Origin of the sequence: Rheinheimera baltica DSM 14885, from assembly GCF_000425345.1 — a bacterium.
Lineage (GTDB): Bacteria > Pseudomonadota > Gammaproteobacteria > Enterobacterales > Alteromonadaceae > Alishewanella > Alishewanella baltica.
On the sequence record NZ_AUDG01000049.1, the window covers coordinates 1 to 15,998 of the forward strand.

18 protein-coding genes are annotated in these 15,998 nt (G+C 45.7%); 8 read left to right on the forward strand and 10 right to left on the reverse strand.

The window, feature by feature from the left end; genetic code table 11:
* Positions 1–358 precede the first annotated feature (358 nt).
* A complete protein-coding gene (locus H595_RS0114790) occupies positions 359–892 on the forward strand; it encodes a gamma carbonic anhydrase family protein (protein WP_027671907.1) in 534 nt (177 codons plus the stop codon).
* On the opposite strand, the gene H595_RS0114795 is transcribed toward H595_RS0114790, so the two are convergent.
* Entirely contained in the window at positions 889–1,125 is a 237-nt protein-coding gene (locus H595_RS0114795; RefSeq protein WP_027671908.1) for a DUF1488 family protein, read from the reverse strand. The genes H595_RS0114790 and H595_RS0114795 overlap by 4 nt on opposite strands.
* Complete coding sequence (gene aroE, locus H595_RS0114800; protein ID WP_027671909.1) at positions 1,122–1,937, reverse strand: shikimate dehydrogenase; 816 nt, start codon at positions 1,935–1,937, stop codon at positions 1,122–1,124. The genes H595_RS0114795 and aroE overlap by 4 nt, the downstream gene beginning before the upstream one ends.
* A gap of 29 nt (positions 1,938–1,966) precedes the next feature.
* On the opposite strand from aroE, the gene H595_RS0114805 reads away from it, so the two are divergent.
* The gene (locus H595_RS0114805) at positions 1,967–2,389 is read left to right on the forward strand and encodes a group II truncated hemoglobin (protein WP_240474913.1); all 423 of its coding nucleotides are present in this window, start codon (positions 1,967–1,969) and stop codon (positions 2,387–2,389) included.
* Here H595_RS0114805 and hemF read toward each other — a convergent pair.
* Positions 2,386–3,318 (reverse strand): oxygen-dependent coproporphyrinogen oxidase, encoded by a 933-nt coding sequence (gene hemF, locus H595_RS0114810; protein ID WP_027671911.1) that lies wholly within the window; start codon positions 3,316–3,318, stop codon positions 2,386–2,388. The two genes, H595_RS0114805 and hemF, sit on opposite strands and share 4 nt — an antisense overlap.
* A gap of 1 nt (position 3,319) precedes the next feature.
* Positions 3,320–3,874 carry an L-threonylcarbamoyladenylate synthase type 1 TsaC gene (tsaC, locus tag H595_RS0114815; RefSeq protein WP_027671912.1) on the reverse strand — a complete coding sequence of 185 codons (555 nt, stop codon included), beginning with the start codon at positions 3,872–3,874 and terminating at the stop codon, positions 3,320–3,322.
* A 119-nt stretch (positions 3,875–3,993) separates the two neighbouring features.
* Here tsaC and purE point away from each other — a divergent pair, with 119 nt between their 5' ends.
* Positions 3,994–4,485 (forward strand): 5-(carboxyamino)imidazole ribonucleotide mutase, encoded by a 492-nt coding sequence (purE, locus tag H595_RS0114820; RefSeq protein ID WP_027671913.1) that lies wholly within the window; start codon positions 3,994–3,996, stop codon positions 4,483–4,485.
* Positions 4,482–5,615, forward strand: a complete 1,134-nt coding sequence (locus H595_RS0114825; protein ID WP_027671914.1) for a 5-(carboxyamino)imidazole ribonucleotide synthase — start codon at positions 4,482–4,484, stop codon at positions 5,613–5,615. The genes purE and H595_RS0114825 overlap by 4 nt, the downstream gene beginning before the upstream one ends.
* Before the next feature lie 16 nt (positions 5,616–5,631).
* Here the strand turns inward: H595_RS0114825 and H595_RS0114830 are convergent, their stop codons facing one another.
* Genes H595_RS0114830 through H595_RS0114845 form a run of 4 tightly spaced genes read right to left on the reverse strand, consistent with a single transcriptional unit; the run spans position 5,632 to position 8,888 of the window.
* Positions 5,632–6,171, reverse strand: coding sequence for a DNA topoisomerase family protein (locus H595_RS0114830; protein WP_027671915.1), 540 nt, complete (start codon positions 6,169–6,171; stop codon positions 5,632–5,634).
* Positions 6,172–6,186: 15 nt separating this feature from the next.
* Positions 6,187–6,660 (reverse strand): DUF494 family protein, encoded by a 474-nt coding sequence (locus H595_RS0114835; protein ID WP_027671916.1) that lies wholly within the window; start codon positions 6,658–6,660, stop codon positions 6,187–6,189.
* Positions 6,661–6,662: 2 nt separating this feature from the next.
* Entirely contained in the window at positions 6,663–7,754 is a 1,092-nt protein-coding gene (dprA, locus tag H595_RS0114840; RefSeq protein WP_027671917.1) for a DNA-processing protein DprA, read from the reverse strand.
* Between the two features lie 24 nt (positions 7,755–7,778).
* Positions 7,779–8,888 (reverse strand): LysM peptidoglycan-binding domain-containing protein, encoded by a 1,110-nt coding sequence (locus H595_RS0114845; RefSeq protein WP_027671918.1) that lies wholly within the window; start codon positions 8,886–8,888, stop codon positions 7,779–7,781.
* A gap of 123 nt (positions 8,889–9,011) precedes the next feature.
* Here H595_RS0114845 and def point away from each other — a divergent pair, with 123 nt between their 5' ends.
* Genes def through trkA form a run of 4 tightly spaced genes read left to right on the forward strand, consistent with a single transcriptional unit; the run spans position 9,012 to position 13,201 of the window.
* Complete coding sequence (def, locus tag H595_RS0114850) at positions 9,012–9,527, forward strand: peptide deformylase (RefSeq protein WP_027671919.1); 516 nt, start codon at positions 9,012–9,014, stop codon at positions 9,525–9,527.
* A 12-nt stretch (positions 9,528–9,539) separates the two neighbouring features.
* Complete coding sequence (gene fmt, locus H595_RS0114855; RefSeq protein ID WP_027671920.1) at positions 9,540–10,496, forward strand: methionyl-tRNA formyltransferase; 957 nt, start codon at positions 9,540–9,542, stop codon at positions 10,494–10,496.
* Positions 10,493–11,815, forward strand: a complete 1,323-nt coding sequence (gene rsmB / locus H595_RS0114860; RefSeq protein ID WP_027671921.1) for a 16S rRNA (cytosine(967)-C(5))-methyltransferase RsmB — start codon at positions 10,493–10,495, stop codon at positions 11,813–11,815. The genes fmt and rsmB overlap by 4 nt, the downstream gene beginning before the upstream one ends.
* 9 nt (positions 11,816–11,824) lie before the next feature.
* Positions 11,825–13,201: a Trk system potassium transporter TrkA gene (trkA, locus tag H595_RS0114865; protein ID WP_027671922.1), complete on the forward strand. Its 1,377-nt coding sequence runs from the start codon at positions 11,825–11,827 to the stop codon at positions 13,199–13,201.
* Here the strand turns inward: trkA and H595_RS0114870 are convergent.
* Together H595_RS0114870 and pepQ are read right to left on the reverse strand one after the other, a co-directional pair.
* Complete coding sequence (locus H595_RS0114870; protein ID WP_027671923.1) at positions 13,198–14,649, reverse strand: TrkH family potassium uptake protein; 1,452 nt, start codon at positions 14,647–14,649, stop codon at positions 13,198–13,200. The genes trkA and H595_RS0114870 overlap by 4 nt on opposite strands.
* A gap of 22 nt (positions 14,650–14,671) precedes the next feature.
* On the reverse strand, positions 14,672–15,997 hold the full coding sequence (gene pepQ, locus H595_RS0114875) for a Xaa-Pro dipeptidase (protein ID WP_027671924.1): 1,326 nt from the start codon (positions 15,995–15,997) through the stop codon (positions 14,672–14,674).
* Position 15,998: the final 1 nt, after the last annotated feature.

The following is a 15,998-nucleotide window of genomic DNA, read 5'->3' on the forward strand; positions in this document are numbered from 1 at the left end:
CACTTCCCAGTTTTTAAGTCAAGCGTGACGATTATTCTTTTTTAAAAACATTCGTCACACCTGACTTTCTTTCCTGTTTCACCGTGTTAAACACCACCGTGAAGCGAGGGCGCCATTTTAGTGATTTAAGCCAGTCTGTCAAGCGTCTTTTTTAAAGATTTTTGCGAACCATCTTAACTCACCCGAAGCACCCTTACTGCAGCACCCCGTGGCATGGCGCGCATTATAGGGCGTTTTGAAACTCGTGCAAGGGGTTATTTAATAAAAACATAGCTTTTTAGATCGTTCGCATAAAGTTTCAACGATAAGCGCTTTTTTAGTACATTTACTGCATAATAACTCAGCATTAAAGGAGATTATGATGATAAGAGCATATAAAGGTATCTCCCCCGCTTTGGGAAAAGGTACATATATAGATAGTTCGAGCGTACTGATAGGTGATGTAGTATTAGGTGATGATGTCAGTATCTGGCCTTTAGTGGCTGCTCGTGGCGATGTGAACTTTATTCGCATTGGCAACAGAACCAATATACAAGATGGTTCGATATTGCATTTATCTCGTTCCAGTAAAAGTAAACCTGAAGGTTCACCACTTATTATCGGTGACGATGTTACTGTCGGTCATAAAGTCATGCTGCACGGTTGTACGCTCGGAAATCGGATACTAGTTGGTATGGGCGCCATTGTTATGGATGACGTTATAGTAGAAGACGACGTTATTATTGGTGCCGGCAGTCTAGTACCACCAGGTAAACATCTGCAAAGTGGTTATTTGTATGTTGGCAGCCCGGTGAAACAAGCTCGCCCTCTTAATGCAGACGAAAAGTCGTTTCTTAAGGAATCAGCGGCTAACTATGTGCTGCTTAAAAACGACTATCTGGCACAGGATTAAAGCCAGATTTCACCAACACTATTATAAGCGTCGTTAGCAATAGCATGCTCGGCGCTATCTTCCCAGTTAAACGCATCAGCTTTTACCTGTTGTAGAAAGTCATCAGCAGATACATTCTGTGGCAAACGAATAAAGCAGTTCACTCTTAAGCCTGACACCAGGCAAGTAAATGCTACAGCCTGTTTAGCAACATCATAGTAAAAGTCACTATTAAAAATCAGCTGTTGGTTCATTTAAAGAGCTGTGCTTTTAATAAGGCCATCACTGGTTCTATATTAGGTCGTTTGCCTCGCCAGATGTAAAACGCTTCTGCTGCTTGCGACAATAACATACCCAAACCATCGGCTATATGTAATACACCTTGCGCTTGGGCCCATTGTAAAAAAGGAGTCGGTTCAGGGCCATACAGCATGTCATAGGCAAGTGTGCAATGTTGCATATGAACCGCACTGATTTGCGGGCGTTCACCACTCAAGCCAGATGACGTTGCATTTATGACTAACGCATATTGCAATGTAGCTATTTGCTCAAAACTGCATGCTTGCACTCTGGCATCAAAACTATTTGCTATAGCAATAGCTTTGCTTTCAGTGCGATTAGCCAATACTATTTTTGACACACCCGCATCAAGTAAAGGACCTATAACGCCTCGACTGGCACCACCTGCCCCGAGTAGAAGTAATGTGGCCCCCAATAGCTGAAAACCAAGCCGGTTCAAATCCGCGACTAAACCTATACCATCGGTATTATCCCCACATAAATTCCCGGACTTATCTATATAAAGAGTATTTACCGCGCCCGCTTGCTGCGCCCTGTCAGAAAGTATGTCAGCCAGCAGAAAAGCCTGCTCTTTAAAAGGTACTGTGACATTTGCCCCCTTACCCCCCAACCCAACAAAGCGATGCCAACTGTCGGCAAAGCCATCTAGTGGTGCTAACATAGCCTCGTAAGTCAGCCGCTCTTCGCATTGCATAGCAAACTGAGAATGAATAAAAGGTGATTTCGATTGCCCTATAGGATTACCGAATACAGCATAATGGTCCAAAACAAATGTCCATAAAGAAGTTAGTAAAGATGATTTTTAATAAAACGACGGTAAATAGCAAGCCACATCCCACTCCTGAGCAAACTCCTTATATTATGATGGGTGGCGAATACTGTGTAAGACGTTTAGCGAATCGCTTTTATGACATTATGCAAAGCGACCCACTAGCCAAAGAGCTGTATGCTATTCATCCGCTGCCACTGGATACTATCCGGCAAAAGTTTTTTGAATACTTGTCAGGCTGGTTAGGTGGGCCAGCACTGTTTGAACAAAAATATGGACACCCGAGACTACGCGCCAGGCATATGCCATTTACCGTTAACGAGCAGCTACGGGATCAGTGGATGCTATGTATGAATAAGGCGTTAGATGAGGTAGTAGAAGATAAGTTACTGCGGGAAGGCATTCGCCAGTCTATCGGTCAACTGGCGAGCCATATGATTAATTGCTAATCATTCAACTTTAACCAATCCTGTGGTTTAAGATAACGCTCGTATAGTATAGCTTCAGGGCTGTCTTGCTCTGGTTCAAAACCATATTGCCACCTAACCAGCGGCGGCATCGACATCAGTATTGATTCTGTTCTGCCGCCGCTTTGTAAGCCAAATAAAGTGCCACGGTCATACACCAGGTTAAACTCAACATAGCGCCCGCGCCGATAAAGCTGAAACTGACGTTCTTTGTCGCCATAAGGTGTCGCCTTACGCTTTTCTATTATCGGCAAGTAAGCAGGAATAAACGCTTCACCCACGGCCTGCATCAGTGCAAAACTTTGCTCAAAACCCGGAGCATTTAGGTCATCAAAAAATAATCCGCCGACACCACGCGTTTCGTTGCGATGCTTCAGGTAGAAGTATTCGTCGCACCATTTCTTATAGTCAGGATAATACTCAGAGCCAAAAGGATCGACTGCCGTTTTCGCAGTTTGGTGCCAGTGCACAACATCTTCTTCAAATGGATAATACGGCGTTAAGTCAAAGCCGCCCCCAAACCACCATACTGGTGTTTCACCGTCTTTTTCAGCGATAAAGAACCGCACATTTGCATGCGTAGTAGGCACATATGGATTATTAGGGTGAATGACCAAAGAAACACCGCAAGCATTAAAGCTTCGACCTGCAAGTTCAGGCCGGTGCGCCGTTGCAGACGCAGGCATATTGGCACCAAATACATGTGAGTAATTAACACCGGCTTGCTCGAATACCTTGCCAGCCGTTAACACGCGGCTCTTGCCGCCTCCGCCCTCAGGTCGCTGCCAGGCATCCTCAACAAACTGCGCAGCGCCATCAGCCTGCTCCAGTGTTTTACAAATAGCATCCTGCAATTGCTGCAAGAACTGCTGAACGGTGGCTAAATGGTCATGCGGTTGACTCTGTGTCACATTAACTCCTTACAATATCGCCGGTTAAGGCATTACGGATTTGGCTAGGCTGTGTCGCCCCCCCCAAATCGCCAGGCATAATAGCAGACAATTTACCGGCCATTCTTTGCTCCAACTCAATACGGTCGGTTATAGCAGGTTGCCCGGATAAATTAGCACTGGTTGAGACAACAGGTTTGCCATAAGCAATACACATTTGTTGTACTACAGGATGCCCACTTACCCTCACAGCAACAGAGTTAAAATTTCCAGTTATCCACTTAGGGGCCGTTTTACTTGCAGGCAGTACCCAGCTAACATGGCCTGGCCAACTTGAAAATATCTGGTACCGCTTCTCTGAAGGAATCGCGTCGTCATCCACATAGGGCAAAAGCTGAGAATAATTGGCTGCAATTAAAATTAGTCCCTTGTCAACCGGCCGCTGTTTGATTGCCAATAATGCCATTACCGCAGCTTCGTGGTCTGGATCGCAGCCTAGGCCATACACGGCTTCTGTAGGGTAAGCGATGACTTCACCATTATTTAATGCTTGTAAAACGGATTCAAGTTTTGTCATGGACTTAGTTTACCTTGGCAAATTTAACGAAAAACACAGTTAAAATTTTCTTCAGAAGCGCAACTGGCTATAATAGCGACTTCACGTTAATAGTTCATCACGTACAGAAGGAAACAACAATGCAAGTTGGCATCATCATGGGTTCTACTTCAGACTGGCCTACTATGAAACACGCCGCTGATATGCTGGATAATTTCGGTATTGCCTATGAAACCAAAGTTGTTTCCGCACACCGCACCCCACAGTTGCTGGCAGATTATGCTAACAGTGCGGCTAGCCGTGGCTTGAAAGTGATAATTGCCGGTGCCGGTGGTGCAGCCCATTTACCTGGTATGGCGGCTGCTTTCACCAGCCTTCCGGTACTGGGAGTACCTGTGCAGTCTAAAGCACTAAAAGGCATTGATTCTTTACTATCCATAGTACAAATGCCAAAAGGCGTGGCAGTAGGTACTTTGGCCATTGGTGACGCTGGGGCTGCAAACGCTGGCTTACTGGCGGCGCAAATTTTAGCCACAAATATTCCAGAGCTGATGGCTAAAATTGATGATTTTCGTAAAGCACAAACCGAGATGGTATTAAACCAGCCTGACCCATCACAGGTGACACTATGAAAGTGTTAGTGCTTGGCTCAGGCCAACTTGCGCGGATGATGTCGCTTGCTGGCGCGCCGTTAAACATCAGCATTAGTGCCTACGACGTCAATACAGACGCCATCGTACATCCATTAACACAACAAGATCTGGGCAAAGGCCTGGCTAACGCTATCGCTGATGCCGATATTGTCACGGCCGAGTTTGAACATATCCCCCTTACCGTGTTAGCCCAATGCCAACAAAGTGGTAAATTCCTTCCCGGAGAAACGGCCATTAAAGCGGGTGGTGACAGGCGATTAGAAAAACAGTTGCTAGATGATGCAGGAGTCCGCTCTGCCGCCTACCACATCGTTAATGTAGAAGCCGACTTTAATCATGCTATCACTACATTGGGCTTACCACTGGTGTTTAAAAGTGCCTTAGCCGGTTATGATGGTAAAGGGCAATGGCGCTTAAAGCGCGCTGAAGACGCCGCAGAAGTATGGCAGCAAATCAGCGCTTTTTTAGCGGCCGATGAAAACCAAAGTATCGTTGCCGAACAGTTTATTCCCTTTCAACGTGAAGTATCTTTAATTGGTGCCCGCCGGGCAAACGGTGAAGTGAAAGTCTATCCGCTGACAGAAAATCACCATGTTAATGGCGTATTGAGTGTTTCATTAGCCGTACCAGGCAATGAACAATTGCAGCAGCAAGCACAAGCTATGTTTACCGCCGTTGCCAACAAGCTCAATTATGTTGGTGTGTTGGCAATAGAGTTTTTTGACGTTGACGGTGAGCTATTAGTCAATGAGATTGCACCTCGGGTGCACAATTCAGGCCACTGGACACAACAAGGCGTTGATGTTTGTCAGTTCGAGCAACATTTACGCGCGGTGTGTGATATGCCATTAGGCAATTGCGAATTAGTTCGTCCAAGCCTGATGGTAAACATATTAGGTGAAGACAAGGTGCCAGAAGCTATTTTGTCTATTTCTGGGGTCCACTTGCACTGGTACGGAAAGTCGAAGCGACCAGGCCGAAAAATGGGCCATATCAATTTATCTGCCGCAAATAATAGTGAATTAAAAGCCCGCTTCGAACAGCTTATCAGCTTGCTTTCACCAGCAGCATTCCCTGAATTACAACTGATGGCTAATCGGCTTAACTAACGCTTATGCCGGCAGCTCAAGCGGCCGGCTGTTTCTCTGCACAGCCTTTATCTGCACAATATAGCCCACTTTTTTTCTCAATTAGCACCCCAAAACCGCAGCTGAGGCACACGCCTGCAACGGGTTTATCGTTCAGTAAAAACTTGCATTTAGGGTACTTATCGCAACCCCAGAACTGTTTACCAAACTTATTTACCCGCTCGGTCAGTTGGCCGTTGTTACATTTTGGGCAAGCTAATCTCTCAATGTCTGGCTGCTCACTATGCTCGTGCACCACAAAATTGCAATGCGGATAATCAGTACAACCGATAAACATGCCATAACGACCGTTTTTTACTGCAAGCGCATTGCCACACTGCGGGCAGGGTTCACTTTCCAGTACTTTTACAATACTGGTTTCATGCTGATGTAAAGCTTTAATATAGTTGCAGGCCGGATAAGCACTGCAACCAAGAAAAGGACCATTTTTACCTGATTTCATTGCCAGAGGTTGCTGGCATAGCGGACATAGCTGTTGCTGTAACGGCAGGTTAAATAAATTGGAATCAGCGGTCATAAAAGGTTAAGCCGCTTAATGCAGCGGCCCTTCCGGTTCATCAAAAATAAGATCTTCCATTTGGGCGTAAGCAGTTTCATGGCCAGGAACATTAAATAACACCATCAACACTACCCACTTTAAATCTTCAAGGCTAATACTGTTGCTATCGAGTTCCATCACGCGGTCAATTACCATTTCTCTAGTTAATGCATCCAACACATTAACTTGCTCAAGAAAAAGTAAAAAACCCTGACATTCAACATCCATTTTTGCCAGTTCTGGCGCACTGTAGATGCGAGTGGCATTAGAAATGCCCTTAGATAAATACGGTTTAACATGACTTTCCTGCAGCGCAGATAAGTTGTCGAGCCACTTTAACGCCTTAAAGATATCGTCGTCATGAAAACCTGCCCGGCTTAACTCTTTGGTCAGATCGGCATGATTAACGTAAATATCAGATTCATTGTGAATATAGTTTTCGAACAGATAAACGAGGATATCAAACATACTCAGGCACTCCTCACTCTTATGTAGCCACCAGGAACTGCTGCCACTTCACCCGCTAATTCAAGCTGCAACAGCGCTATTGTTGCGTCGGCGATAATAACACCGGCGCGCTCAGCAATCAGATCAACTGCGGTAACTTCATCTCCTACGTTAGCCAACAACTGTCGGGCAAACAAGTCTGTTTCAATACTTTTTTCAGCTTCTGGTGCAATTTTTAGACAAGTCTTACCGAAAAAGCTCCACTCTTCCAATATATCGGCCACAGACGTCACTAATTTAGCCCCTTGCTGGATTAAGCTATGGCAACCTGCTGACTGTGGGCTATACACCGAACCTGGTACAGCAAAAACATCACGACTGTACTCTGCGGCTAGATTCGCGCTAATCAAAGTGCCACTTTTCAACCCCGCTTCAACAACTATGGTGCCAATACTCAAACCCACCACTATTCTATTACGCTGCGGAAAAAGCTCAGCTCTGGCTTGAACGTCCGGGAAATACTCAGACACCAACGCCCCTTGCTCGGAAATAGCAGTAGCCAATGCTTTATTTGAAACAGGATACACCTGCTCCAAACCGTGCCCTAACACGGCAATAGTTAGACCGCCAACATGTAATGCACCCTTATGGCTTTCACTGTCGATACCACGTGCCATACCGCTGGTAATAACATAGCCTTGTTGGCTTAATTCGCTGGCAAAATTAAATGCCACTTTGCGACCAGTCGGTGTCGGTTGCCGGCTACCCACCATCGCTAACTGCTGTTGCGCCAACACATGGGGATCGCCTTTTACAAAAAGTATCAGGGGTGGCTGTTTTGTTTGTTTAAGTAAGGCGGGATAAATTGGATCATTAAAAGTGACAATATGGTGATGCTCGGCTTGCTCCAGCCAACGTATTGCATAATCAGCCTTAGCATTGGCCTCGTAAGCTAAAATGTGCGCTTGTCGTTCGGTAAAGCCGATATTGCGTAAAGTGCTAGCGGGTAATTTTACCAGCTCTGCTGCTGAAATTTGCTCGCTAAGACGCTGAAACTTCAGACCATCCAGGCCATGAACAGAGGCTAAAGCGAGCCAGTTGCGGATATCCTCCATACAAACTGGCTCCTTCAAAATATCCTATAGATTTGCGACCTTATCCCCAATACGAATAGGTCGTGAAGTTTTGGTCACGATGGCGAAGCTGGTTCGCTCTGACACTTTGAACACCATCAACTCACCCACTTTTTCCCGTGGCAATTGAATCGTGCTGTCACCGAAATTTTTAAATATTTTTTGTAGCTTGCTGGCATCTTCAACGTAGACAGGGCCGTTTTTGCCATCAATTACCGTCGGAGAGTTACGATAAATACCCAGCATGTACCCTGCTTTAAGCTCATTCAAGCTGCCACGGTTAAGCACAACCACATCCCACTTCGTCAATTCACGCAGGTTAGACGCTGACTCGATAAGACTACCATCGACTTCAACCTCCGGTCTTTGCATAACAAAGAACGCAGGCAACGCCTGCCCTTCCAATGCCGGCATTAACCGGTCGCCTTGTTTAATTTCGCGTTTCACGCTTAATACATTTAAAGACGCAGCTTCAACAGGTGTGTCTTCGGTCGCGTCTTTGCCGCTACGAAATGCACGCGCTGTTGCAACTAACTTGGTTTCATAACCCAACACTTCTTGGGTGTCTGGGTCGATGTAGGGCTTACCTTGTCGATAGACACCATACGATGCACCCGCCTCCAAAACACCCTTAGCATAAATAATGTGATCTGCTGCTGAATTTTTCACATTCGCATTTGAACCCAAAATATAAGGAAGTCCAGCAATTCGTTCTTCAGTAAGTGATTGCTCAAACGTTAAGTAATGACGAATCATACTTAAAGGTAAGGTACTAACAGCATCTTCACTTTTCAGCGTTTTACGAATAGTCGGCGTTAAACGCTTCACATTGTCGTTTACTATTAAACGTGGCCGCCCTTCAGCGTCATAGATCAGGGTTAACGTATTCCCGGGATAGATTAGGTGTGGATTGTCTATTTGTGGGTTCATTTGCCACAACTGTGGCCACAGCCAGGGTTCATTAAGATAAAGAGCCGAAATATCCCACAGCGTATCGCCCTTCTTAACAACATAGTTAGCAGGAGCGTCGTCGCGAATTTTTAAAACATCGGCGAACACATTAAAACAGCCACTCATGACTACCAAAGTGACAACTATTGCAATTTTTTTCAGCATGCCTGCATCCTTGAGCGAATTCTTGTTGTAATTATTACACACTATGCTGTTAATACAGCGGATTAATGGCTAAAATTAAAACATACCACAACCTTTGAAACAAAGCATATTTTTGTAGGTGTTATGTCAGTTTTACAAGTTTTACATTTTCCAGACGAAAGACTTCGCACAGTAGCTAAACCGGTTGATGCCGTTACTGCTGATATTAAACAATTGGTTGCAGACATGTTAGATACCATGTATGACGAAAATGGTATTGGATTGGCAGCAACACAAGTGAACGTTCATCTGCGCGTAGTTGTAATCGATATTTCCGAAGACAGAAACGAACCTATGGTGTTTATCAATCCGGAAATTACCGCCCGCAGTGGTGGAACCAGCTATGAAGAAGGCTGTTTATCTGTACCTCAGAATTATGCCATGGTTGATCGCGCAGCAGAAGTGACCGTAAAAGCATTGGATAAAAACGGTAATCCTTTTGAGTTGAATGCTGATGGCTTACTCGCAATTTGCTTACAACATGAGCTTGATCATCTACTGGGTAAACTCTTTATCGACTACTTATCGCCGCTAAAACGCGATCGCATTCGTAAAAAACTGGAAAAAGAAGCCAAAATGGCACAGCGTCATGCGCTGTAAACAGGAAATACCGTGACCACTCCTTTACGTATTATTTTCGCGGGTACGCCTGATTTTGCAGCTTGCCACTTGCAAGCGCTACTAAACTCAGAACATCAGGTTATTGCTGTTTATAGCCAGCCAGACCGGCCTGCAGGCCGTGGACAACAACTACAGCCTAGCGCGGTAAAGCAACTGGCGTTAAAACATGCTATAGACGTTTATCAACCAAAGTCGCTAAAAAAGGCTCGGGCTCAAACTGAGTTGGCAGCGCTGAATGCAGATCTGATGATAGTAGTAGCCTACGGCTTAATTTTGCCGCAATTCGTATTAGATACGCCACGTTTTGGTTGTATTAACGTGCATGGGTCTTTGCTGCCACGTTGGCGTGGTGCTGCACCCATTCAGCGCGCCATTTGGGCCGGTGATACCCAAACCGGTGTCACCATCATGCAGATGGATGCAGGGTTAGATACCGGCGCAATGTTAAGCACGGTCAGCTGTAATATTGAAGCCAATGATACTAGTGCGTCTTTGTACAACAAGCTCGCCGACCTTGGGCCGTCAGCCTTGCTTGAAGCGCTAAACAACCTACCGTCATTACAGCAACAAGCACAAAAACAAGATGAAAACCTGGCCAATTACGCCGAAAAATTAAACAAAGACGAAGCCGCTGTTGATTTTACTAAACCGGCTAATGTGCTCGAACGAGAGATAAGGGCGTTTAACCCATGGCCCGTGAGTTACATTACCCTGCCACAAGGCAATGTAAAAATTTGGCAAGCCAGTGTGGATACTGCAACACACCAGGCTAAACCCGGAACCGTGTTGTCAGCAGACAAACAGGGTATCCGCATTGCGTGCAGCGACAGCATATTAGTCATTACTCAATTGCAACCACCGGGTAAAAAAGCGATGGCAGCTGCCGACTTTTTAAATGGCCGCTCTGACTGGCTATCTCCCGGTTTGGTGCTTGGCGCCGAATTATGAGCTATAACATTCGCACCTTAGCAGCACGCAGTTGTTATGACGTAGTCGATCAAGGTATGTCTTTGTCAGAAGTGTTGCCAAAAGCGCAAGCATTGCTAGACAACCCTTTAGATAAAGCGCTACTGCAAGAAATTTGTTTTGGCGTAATGCGTTTTTTGCCTCAGTTAGAAGCTGTTTGCAACCAATTGATGAGCAAACCCTTGGTTAAGCAGCTAAGACCCTTACAGTTTTTGCTTTACGTCGGCATTTATCAGCTTAAATTCATGCGTATTCCAGACCATGCCGCCATTAGCGAAACAGTCGACGCTGCACGCGAGTTAAAAGGTCAATCCCTTACCAAACTGATTAATGGCGTGTTGCGTAACGTTCAGCGCCAGCCTGCATTATTTGACTTCGATAATGCCCCCGCTGCAGTACAATTTAACCATCCAGGCTGGCTGATTACTGAATTGCAGCAAGCATATCCGCAGCAGTGGCAACAAATATTAGCTGCGAACCAGCAGAAAGCTCCGCTTTGGTTAAGAGTCAACGTAGCTAAAATCAACCCTACCGATTATGCGGCAGCACTGACCCGCGACGGCATTGAATACAGCCGACCAATTGCCGATTTACCCGCTGCCATAAAGCTAATGCAGGCGCAAGATGTCACCACCTTGCCTGGCTATGATGCAGGTTGGTTTTCAGTACAAGACGGCGCAGCACAATATGCTGCGACGTTGTTGCAGGTCGATAGTAGCCAAAGCGTTTTAGACGCTTGCTGCGCGCCGGGGGGGAAAACCTGCCATATTCTGGAGCTCGCACCACAAGCAGACGTTACTGCTGTTGATAAAGAACCCAAACGCTTGCTTCGCGTGCATGAGAACCTAAACCGGCTTGGTTTGACTGCAAACGTTATTGCCGCTGATGCCAGCGAGCCAGACAGCTGGTGGCAAGGCCAACTATTTGATCGCATTCTTTTGGATGTGCCCTGCTCGGCTAGTGGCGTTATTAGGCGTCATCCAGATATTCGTTGGTTACGAAAAAAAGCTGATATTGCCGCCTTGGCATCATTGCAACAGCACATTTTGCAACAATGCTGGGCACTTTTGGCACCGGGCGGCACACTGCTTTATGCTACCTGTAGCGTGCTTCCGCAGGAAAATAGCGACCAAATCAGTTACTTTTTACAACAAAACAACGATGCCAAACTCGACATCTTGCCACAGCAATTAGCAGAGCAGCCTTACGGTTGGCAGCTTTTACCCGGAGAGCAAGATATGGATGGTTTTTTCTATGCCCGGTTACTAAAAACCGACCTCAATAGCATCAGCCCAAAATAGCGAGTCAGCATGAAAATTATTATTTTAGGTGCAGGTCAGGTGGGGGCAACCCTGGCAGAAAACCTGGTTGGTGAGCAGAACGACATCACCGTTGTCGATATTAATATCGACAAATTAAGGGCTCTGCAAGACCGCTTTGATTTGCAAGTTGTGCACGGTCATAGCGCACATCCTGATATTTTAAAAAGTGCTGGCGCAGAAGATGCTGACATGATTGTTGCGGTAACCAACAGCGACGAAGTCAACATTGTTGCCTGTCAGGTAGCCTACAGTATATTTAATACTCCGCTAAAAATTGCTCGTATTCGCACCAACCAATACCTCAAATATCGTGAGCAGCTGTTCCATAAAGACGATATGCCCGTTGACCATTTCATTGCACCAGAAGCTTTGGTGACGAACTATATTCGGCGCTTAATAGACTACCCAGGTGCGCTTCAGGTTGTAGAGTTTGCCGGTGGTAAAGTCAGTCTGGTTGCCGTTAAAGCTTATTATGGCGGCTTACTGGTCGGGCATGCTTTGTCTGCATTAAAAGAGCATATGCCAAATATTGAAACCCGAGTTGCCGCGATATATCGACGTGGCCACGCCATTAAACCGCTAGGCACGACCATTATTGAAGCCGACGATGAGGTGTTTTTCGTCGCAGCGACTAAACATATCCGTTCCGTAATGAGTGAACTGCAAAAATTGGAACGCAGCTATCGCCGCATTATGATTGCAGGTGGTGGTAATGTGGGTTTTGGCTTGGCTAGAGCGTTGGAGAAAACACATAGCGTTAAGTTAATTGAACGAGGCAAGGAACGCGCTGAATTTCTATCCAGTGCTTTAGACAATACCGTGGTTTATGTGGGCGATGCTTCAGATCCAGAACTTCTGGAAGAAGAGAATATCGAACAAGTTGATGTATTTATTGCCGTCACAAACGACGACGAAGCCAACATTATGTCCGCTATGTTGGCTAAACGCATGGGCGCGCAAAAGACGATGGTACTGATCAAGCGTGGTGCCTATGTAGACTTACTGCAAGGCGGCGAAGTCGATATTGCGGTATCACCGCAACAGGCCACGATATCGGCACTGCTAACCCACATTCGTCGTGGTGATATTGTTAATGTGTATTCGTTACGGCGTGGCGCGGCAGAAGCCATAGAGGCTATTGCACATGGCGACAGCAGTACCAGTAAAGTAGTAGGCAAAGCCATCGGCAGTATTAAGTTGCCACCAGGCACCACGATTGGCGCAATTGTTCGTGGCGAAAACGTCCTTATTGCACACGACAGTACGGTGATTGAAACAGACGATCATATCATTCTATTTATGGTTGATAAAAAACACATCGTTGAAGTGGAAAAGCTATTCCAGGTTAGCGCAATTTTTATCTAATCTTTCCAAAATGCTGGTGTAAACAACACCAGCAAGGTAAACACCTCTAAGCGGCCAAACACCATAGCAACAATTAACAGCCACTTGCTGGCGTCAGGTATAGAGCCGAAATTTGCGGCGACTTCCCCCAGCCCTGGGCCCAGGTTATTCAAGCAAGCTGCGGTTGCGGTAAAAGCGGTAATATTGTCTAAGCCGGTAAGCAATAACAACAGCATGATGACGACAAAAACCAATGCATAGGCGGCAAAAAAGCCCCACACCGCCTCAACGATACGATCAGCTACGGGTCGGCGACCTAATTTTATAGAATACACCGCTCTGGGATGAATTAACCGGTTAAGCTCACGAATACCTTGTAAGAAAAGTAATAACACTCGTACTACTTTTAAACCACCCCCTGTTGAGCCAGCACACCCACCAATAAAACTGGAGAATATAAGTAATATCGGTAAAAAAAGCGGCCAGGCTGCAAAGCCATCTGTGGCAAATCCTGCCGTTGTAGAAATAGATACAGCCTGAAAACTGGCATGGTTTAATGCTTCTGCGGTACTGCTATACACATTGGTATGCAGTAATACTGCAAAACAAATAAATATCAATGCTGCCTGTATCGCCAAAAATGCCTTAAATTCGGGGTCTCGAAAATATGTAGACACACTTTTGCCTCTGACCGCGGCAAAATGCAGAGGGAAGTTAATCGCACTAAGCAGCAAAAACAACACACAAATGCCGTTAATTAACGGGCTTTGAAAATGGCCAATACTGGCATCGTAAGTGGAAAAACCACCAATGGCTACAGTAGAGAACGCATGACAAATAGCATCAAACCAGCTCATACCCGCCAGAAAAAATGCCAGTGTACAGGCCAATGTTAACGCTAAATAGATGTACCATAAATGCTTTGCGGTATCGGCGATACGCGGCGTCATTTTGTTATCTTTCACCGGGCCTGGCGTTTCCGCCCGGTACAGCTGCATACCACCAACACCTAACATCGGCAGTATAGCCACCGCCAATACGATAATCCCCATGCCACCAAGCCATTGCAGCTGCTGGCGATAATACAATATCGCTTTAGGTAAAAACTCGATACCCGTCAACACCGTTGCGCCAGTGGTGGTTAAGCCAGAGAAGGCCTCAAACATGGCACTGGCCAAGCTAAGATGAGGATTACTGGCTAACATAAAAGGAATAGCCCCTACCGCACCCAGCACTATCCAGAACAGCACGACAATTAAAAACCCATCGCGTACTTTTAATTCAGCTTTGTATTGCCTGTTGGGGTACCAAATTAGAAAACCAATAACCACGCAAGAGACAAATGACAAAATAAAAGGGACGCCAGCGCCATCTTTATACCAGTATGCGACAAATGCCGGCGGCACCATGCTAATACTGAATATAACAATCAGCAGGCCCAAAATCCGGATAATAGAGCGGTATTGCATACCTTATTGGCGTCCTTACTACTTAAGCCAAGTGTAGATCACGAGTCATATTTTCATTATGTCCCTGATGCACAATAATGTTGTCTTCAATACGTATACCACCGTACTGCCTAAATGCATCAACTTTGCTCCAGTTAATGTATTTATCAAACTCGGTGGCAGCTAAGTCTGCCAGCAAGCTGTCAATGAAATACAGACCAGGTTCAATGGTGAACACCATATTGGCTTCTATTGTTCGGGTACAGCGTAAGTATGGATGTTGCTCTGGTGGCGTAACATGAGTTCCGCGCTCATCCGCCATAAAACCGCCGACATCATGCACCTGTAAGCCTAAATGATGCCCTAAACCGTGCGGGAAAAATGTACGGGTGATCTGACTTTCCACTATTGCCTCAGCAGACAACTTTACAAAATCAAATTGCTGCAAAATTTCGGCAATATGCTGATGACACTGGATATGAAGATCACCGTACTTTAATCCGGGTTTTAATTCACTCACCAGCTGTTGCTCTACACGGTTTACCGCACTGATCAGGCTGCCAAATTCATCCTGCGGTTGAAAACTATAGGTGCGGGTAATGTCTGCCGCATATCCATGAAACTCTGCGCCAGCATCAATTAAAAATGAATGATGTTGCTTTGGCGTTTTACGCTCTAGCGCTGTGTAATGCAAAATAGCGCAGTTCTGATTCAAGGCAATAATATTGCCGTAGGGTACTTCGTTTTCTGTTTGCCTAACCGCATTTAAATACGCTTGCTGAATATCAAACTCGCAGCCGCCGGCATAAAATGCAGCCTTTGCCGCTTGGTGCCCCGTTACAGCCATCTGGTTTGCAATACGCAGACATGCCTGCTCGTAAGGGGTTTTATACGCGCGGTAAAAATGAATAGAATTTAGCACAGGTTCTGGGTTTATTTCGTTAAAGCCCAGTGCACGAGCCACTTCCAAATATTCACCCAGGTAAGCCATACGTGCCTTGTCATAAGGCAGCAAGGTCTCAACCTTATTCGCTTTGTCTAACAACTGAATATCAAAATGCTCTGCCCAAAAATCATGAGGCTCGTCTGGCACTTTATGCCAGAAGTCTTTCGGGCGGTAAAAAATGAGTTTGGGTTTGTTGACGCCGTCAACAATAAGCCAGCAGTGCGGATTATCCACCACCGGCAACCAGGCTTTAAACAGCGGATTAGCTTTAAACGGATAATCCATATCATCTAAAAACTTACGCTGTGTCTGACCGGAGTGAATAACCAACGCATCCAAATTTTCCCGCTCCAAAAGACGGCGGGTACGTAATTGTAATTCGGCAACATGCGCCTGATACAGGCTTTGATAAGAAGCTGTCATA

What these genes read in the sequence shown, in the direction of transcription:
- H595_RS0114790 (WP_027671907.1), top strand. Translation starts at nt 359, where the DNA reads ATGATGATAAGAGCATATAAAGGTATCTCCCCCGCTTTGGGAAAAGGT.
- H595_RS0114795 (WP_027671908.1), bottom strand. Translation starts at nt 1,125, where the DNA reads ATGAACCAACAGCTGATTTTTAATAGTGACTTTTACTATGATGTTGCT.
- H595_RS0114805 (WP_240474913.1), top strand. Translation starts at nt 1,967, where the DNA reads ATGATTTTTAATAAAACGACGGTAAATAGCAAGCCACATCCCACTCCT.
- tsaC (WP_027671912.1), bottom strand. Translation starts at nt 3,874, where the DNA reads ATGACAAAACTTGAATCCGTTTTACAAGCATTAAATAATGGTGAAGTC.
- purE (WP_027671913.1), top strand. Translation starts at nt 3,994, where the DNA reads ATGCAAGTTGGCATCATCATGGGTTCTACTTCAGACTGGCCTACTATG.
- H595_RS0114825 (WP_027671914.1), top strand. Translation starts at nt 4,482, where the DNA reads ATGAAAGTGTTAGTGCTTGGCTCAGGCCAACTTGCGCGGATGATGTCG.
- H595_RS0114830 (WP_027671915.1), bottom strand. Translation starts at nt 6,171, where the DNA reads ATGACCGCTGATTCCAATTTATTTAACCTGCCGTTACAGCAACAGCTA.
- H595_RS0114835 (WP_027671916.1), bottom strand. Translation starts at nt 6,660, where the DNA reads ATGTTTGATATCCTCGTTTATCTGTTCGAAAACTATATTCACAATGAA.
- dprA (WP_027671917.1), bottom strand. Translation starts at nt 7,754, where the DNA reads ATGGAGGATATCCGCAACTGGCTCGCTTTAGCCTCTGTTCATGGCCTG.
- H595_RS0114845 (WP_027671918.1), bottom strand. Translation starts at nt 8,888, where the DNA reads ATGCTGAAAAAAATTGCAATAGTTGTCACTTTGGTAGTCATGAGTGGC.
- def (WP_027671919.1), top strand. Translation starts at nt 9,012, where the DNA reads ATGTCAGTTTTACAAGTTTTACATTTTCCAGACGAAAGACTTCGCACA.
- rsmB (WP_027671921.1), top strand. Translation starts at nt 10,493, where the DNA reads ATGAGCTATAACATTCGCACCTTAGCAGCACGCAGTTGTTATGACGTA.
- trkA (WP_027671922.1), top strand. Translation starts at nt 11,825, where the DNA reads ATGAAAATTATTATTTTAGGTGCAGGTCAGGTGGGGGCAACCCTGGCA.
- H595_RS0114870 (WP_027671923.1), bottom strand. Translation starts at nt 14,649, where the DNA reads ATGCAATACCGCTCTATTATCCGGATTTTGGGCCTGCTGATTGTTATA.
- pepQ (WP_027671924.1), bottom strand. Translation starts at nt 15,997, where the DNA reads ATGACAGCTTCTTATCAAAGCCTGTATCAGGCGCATGTTGCCGAATTA.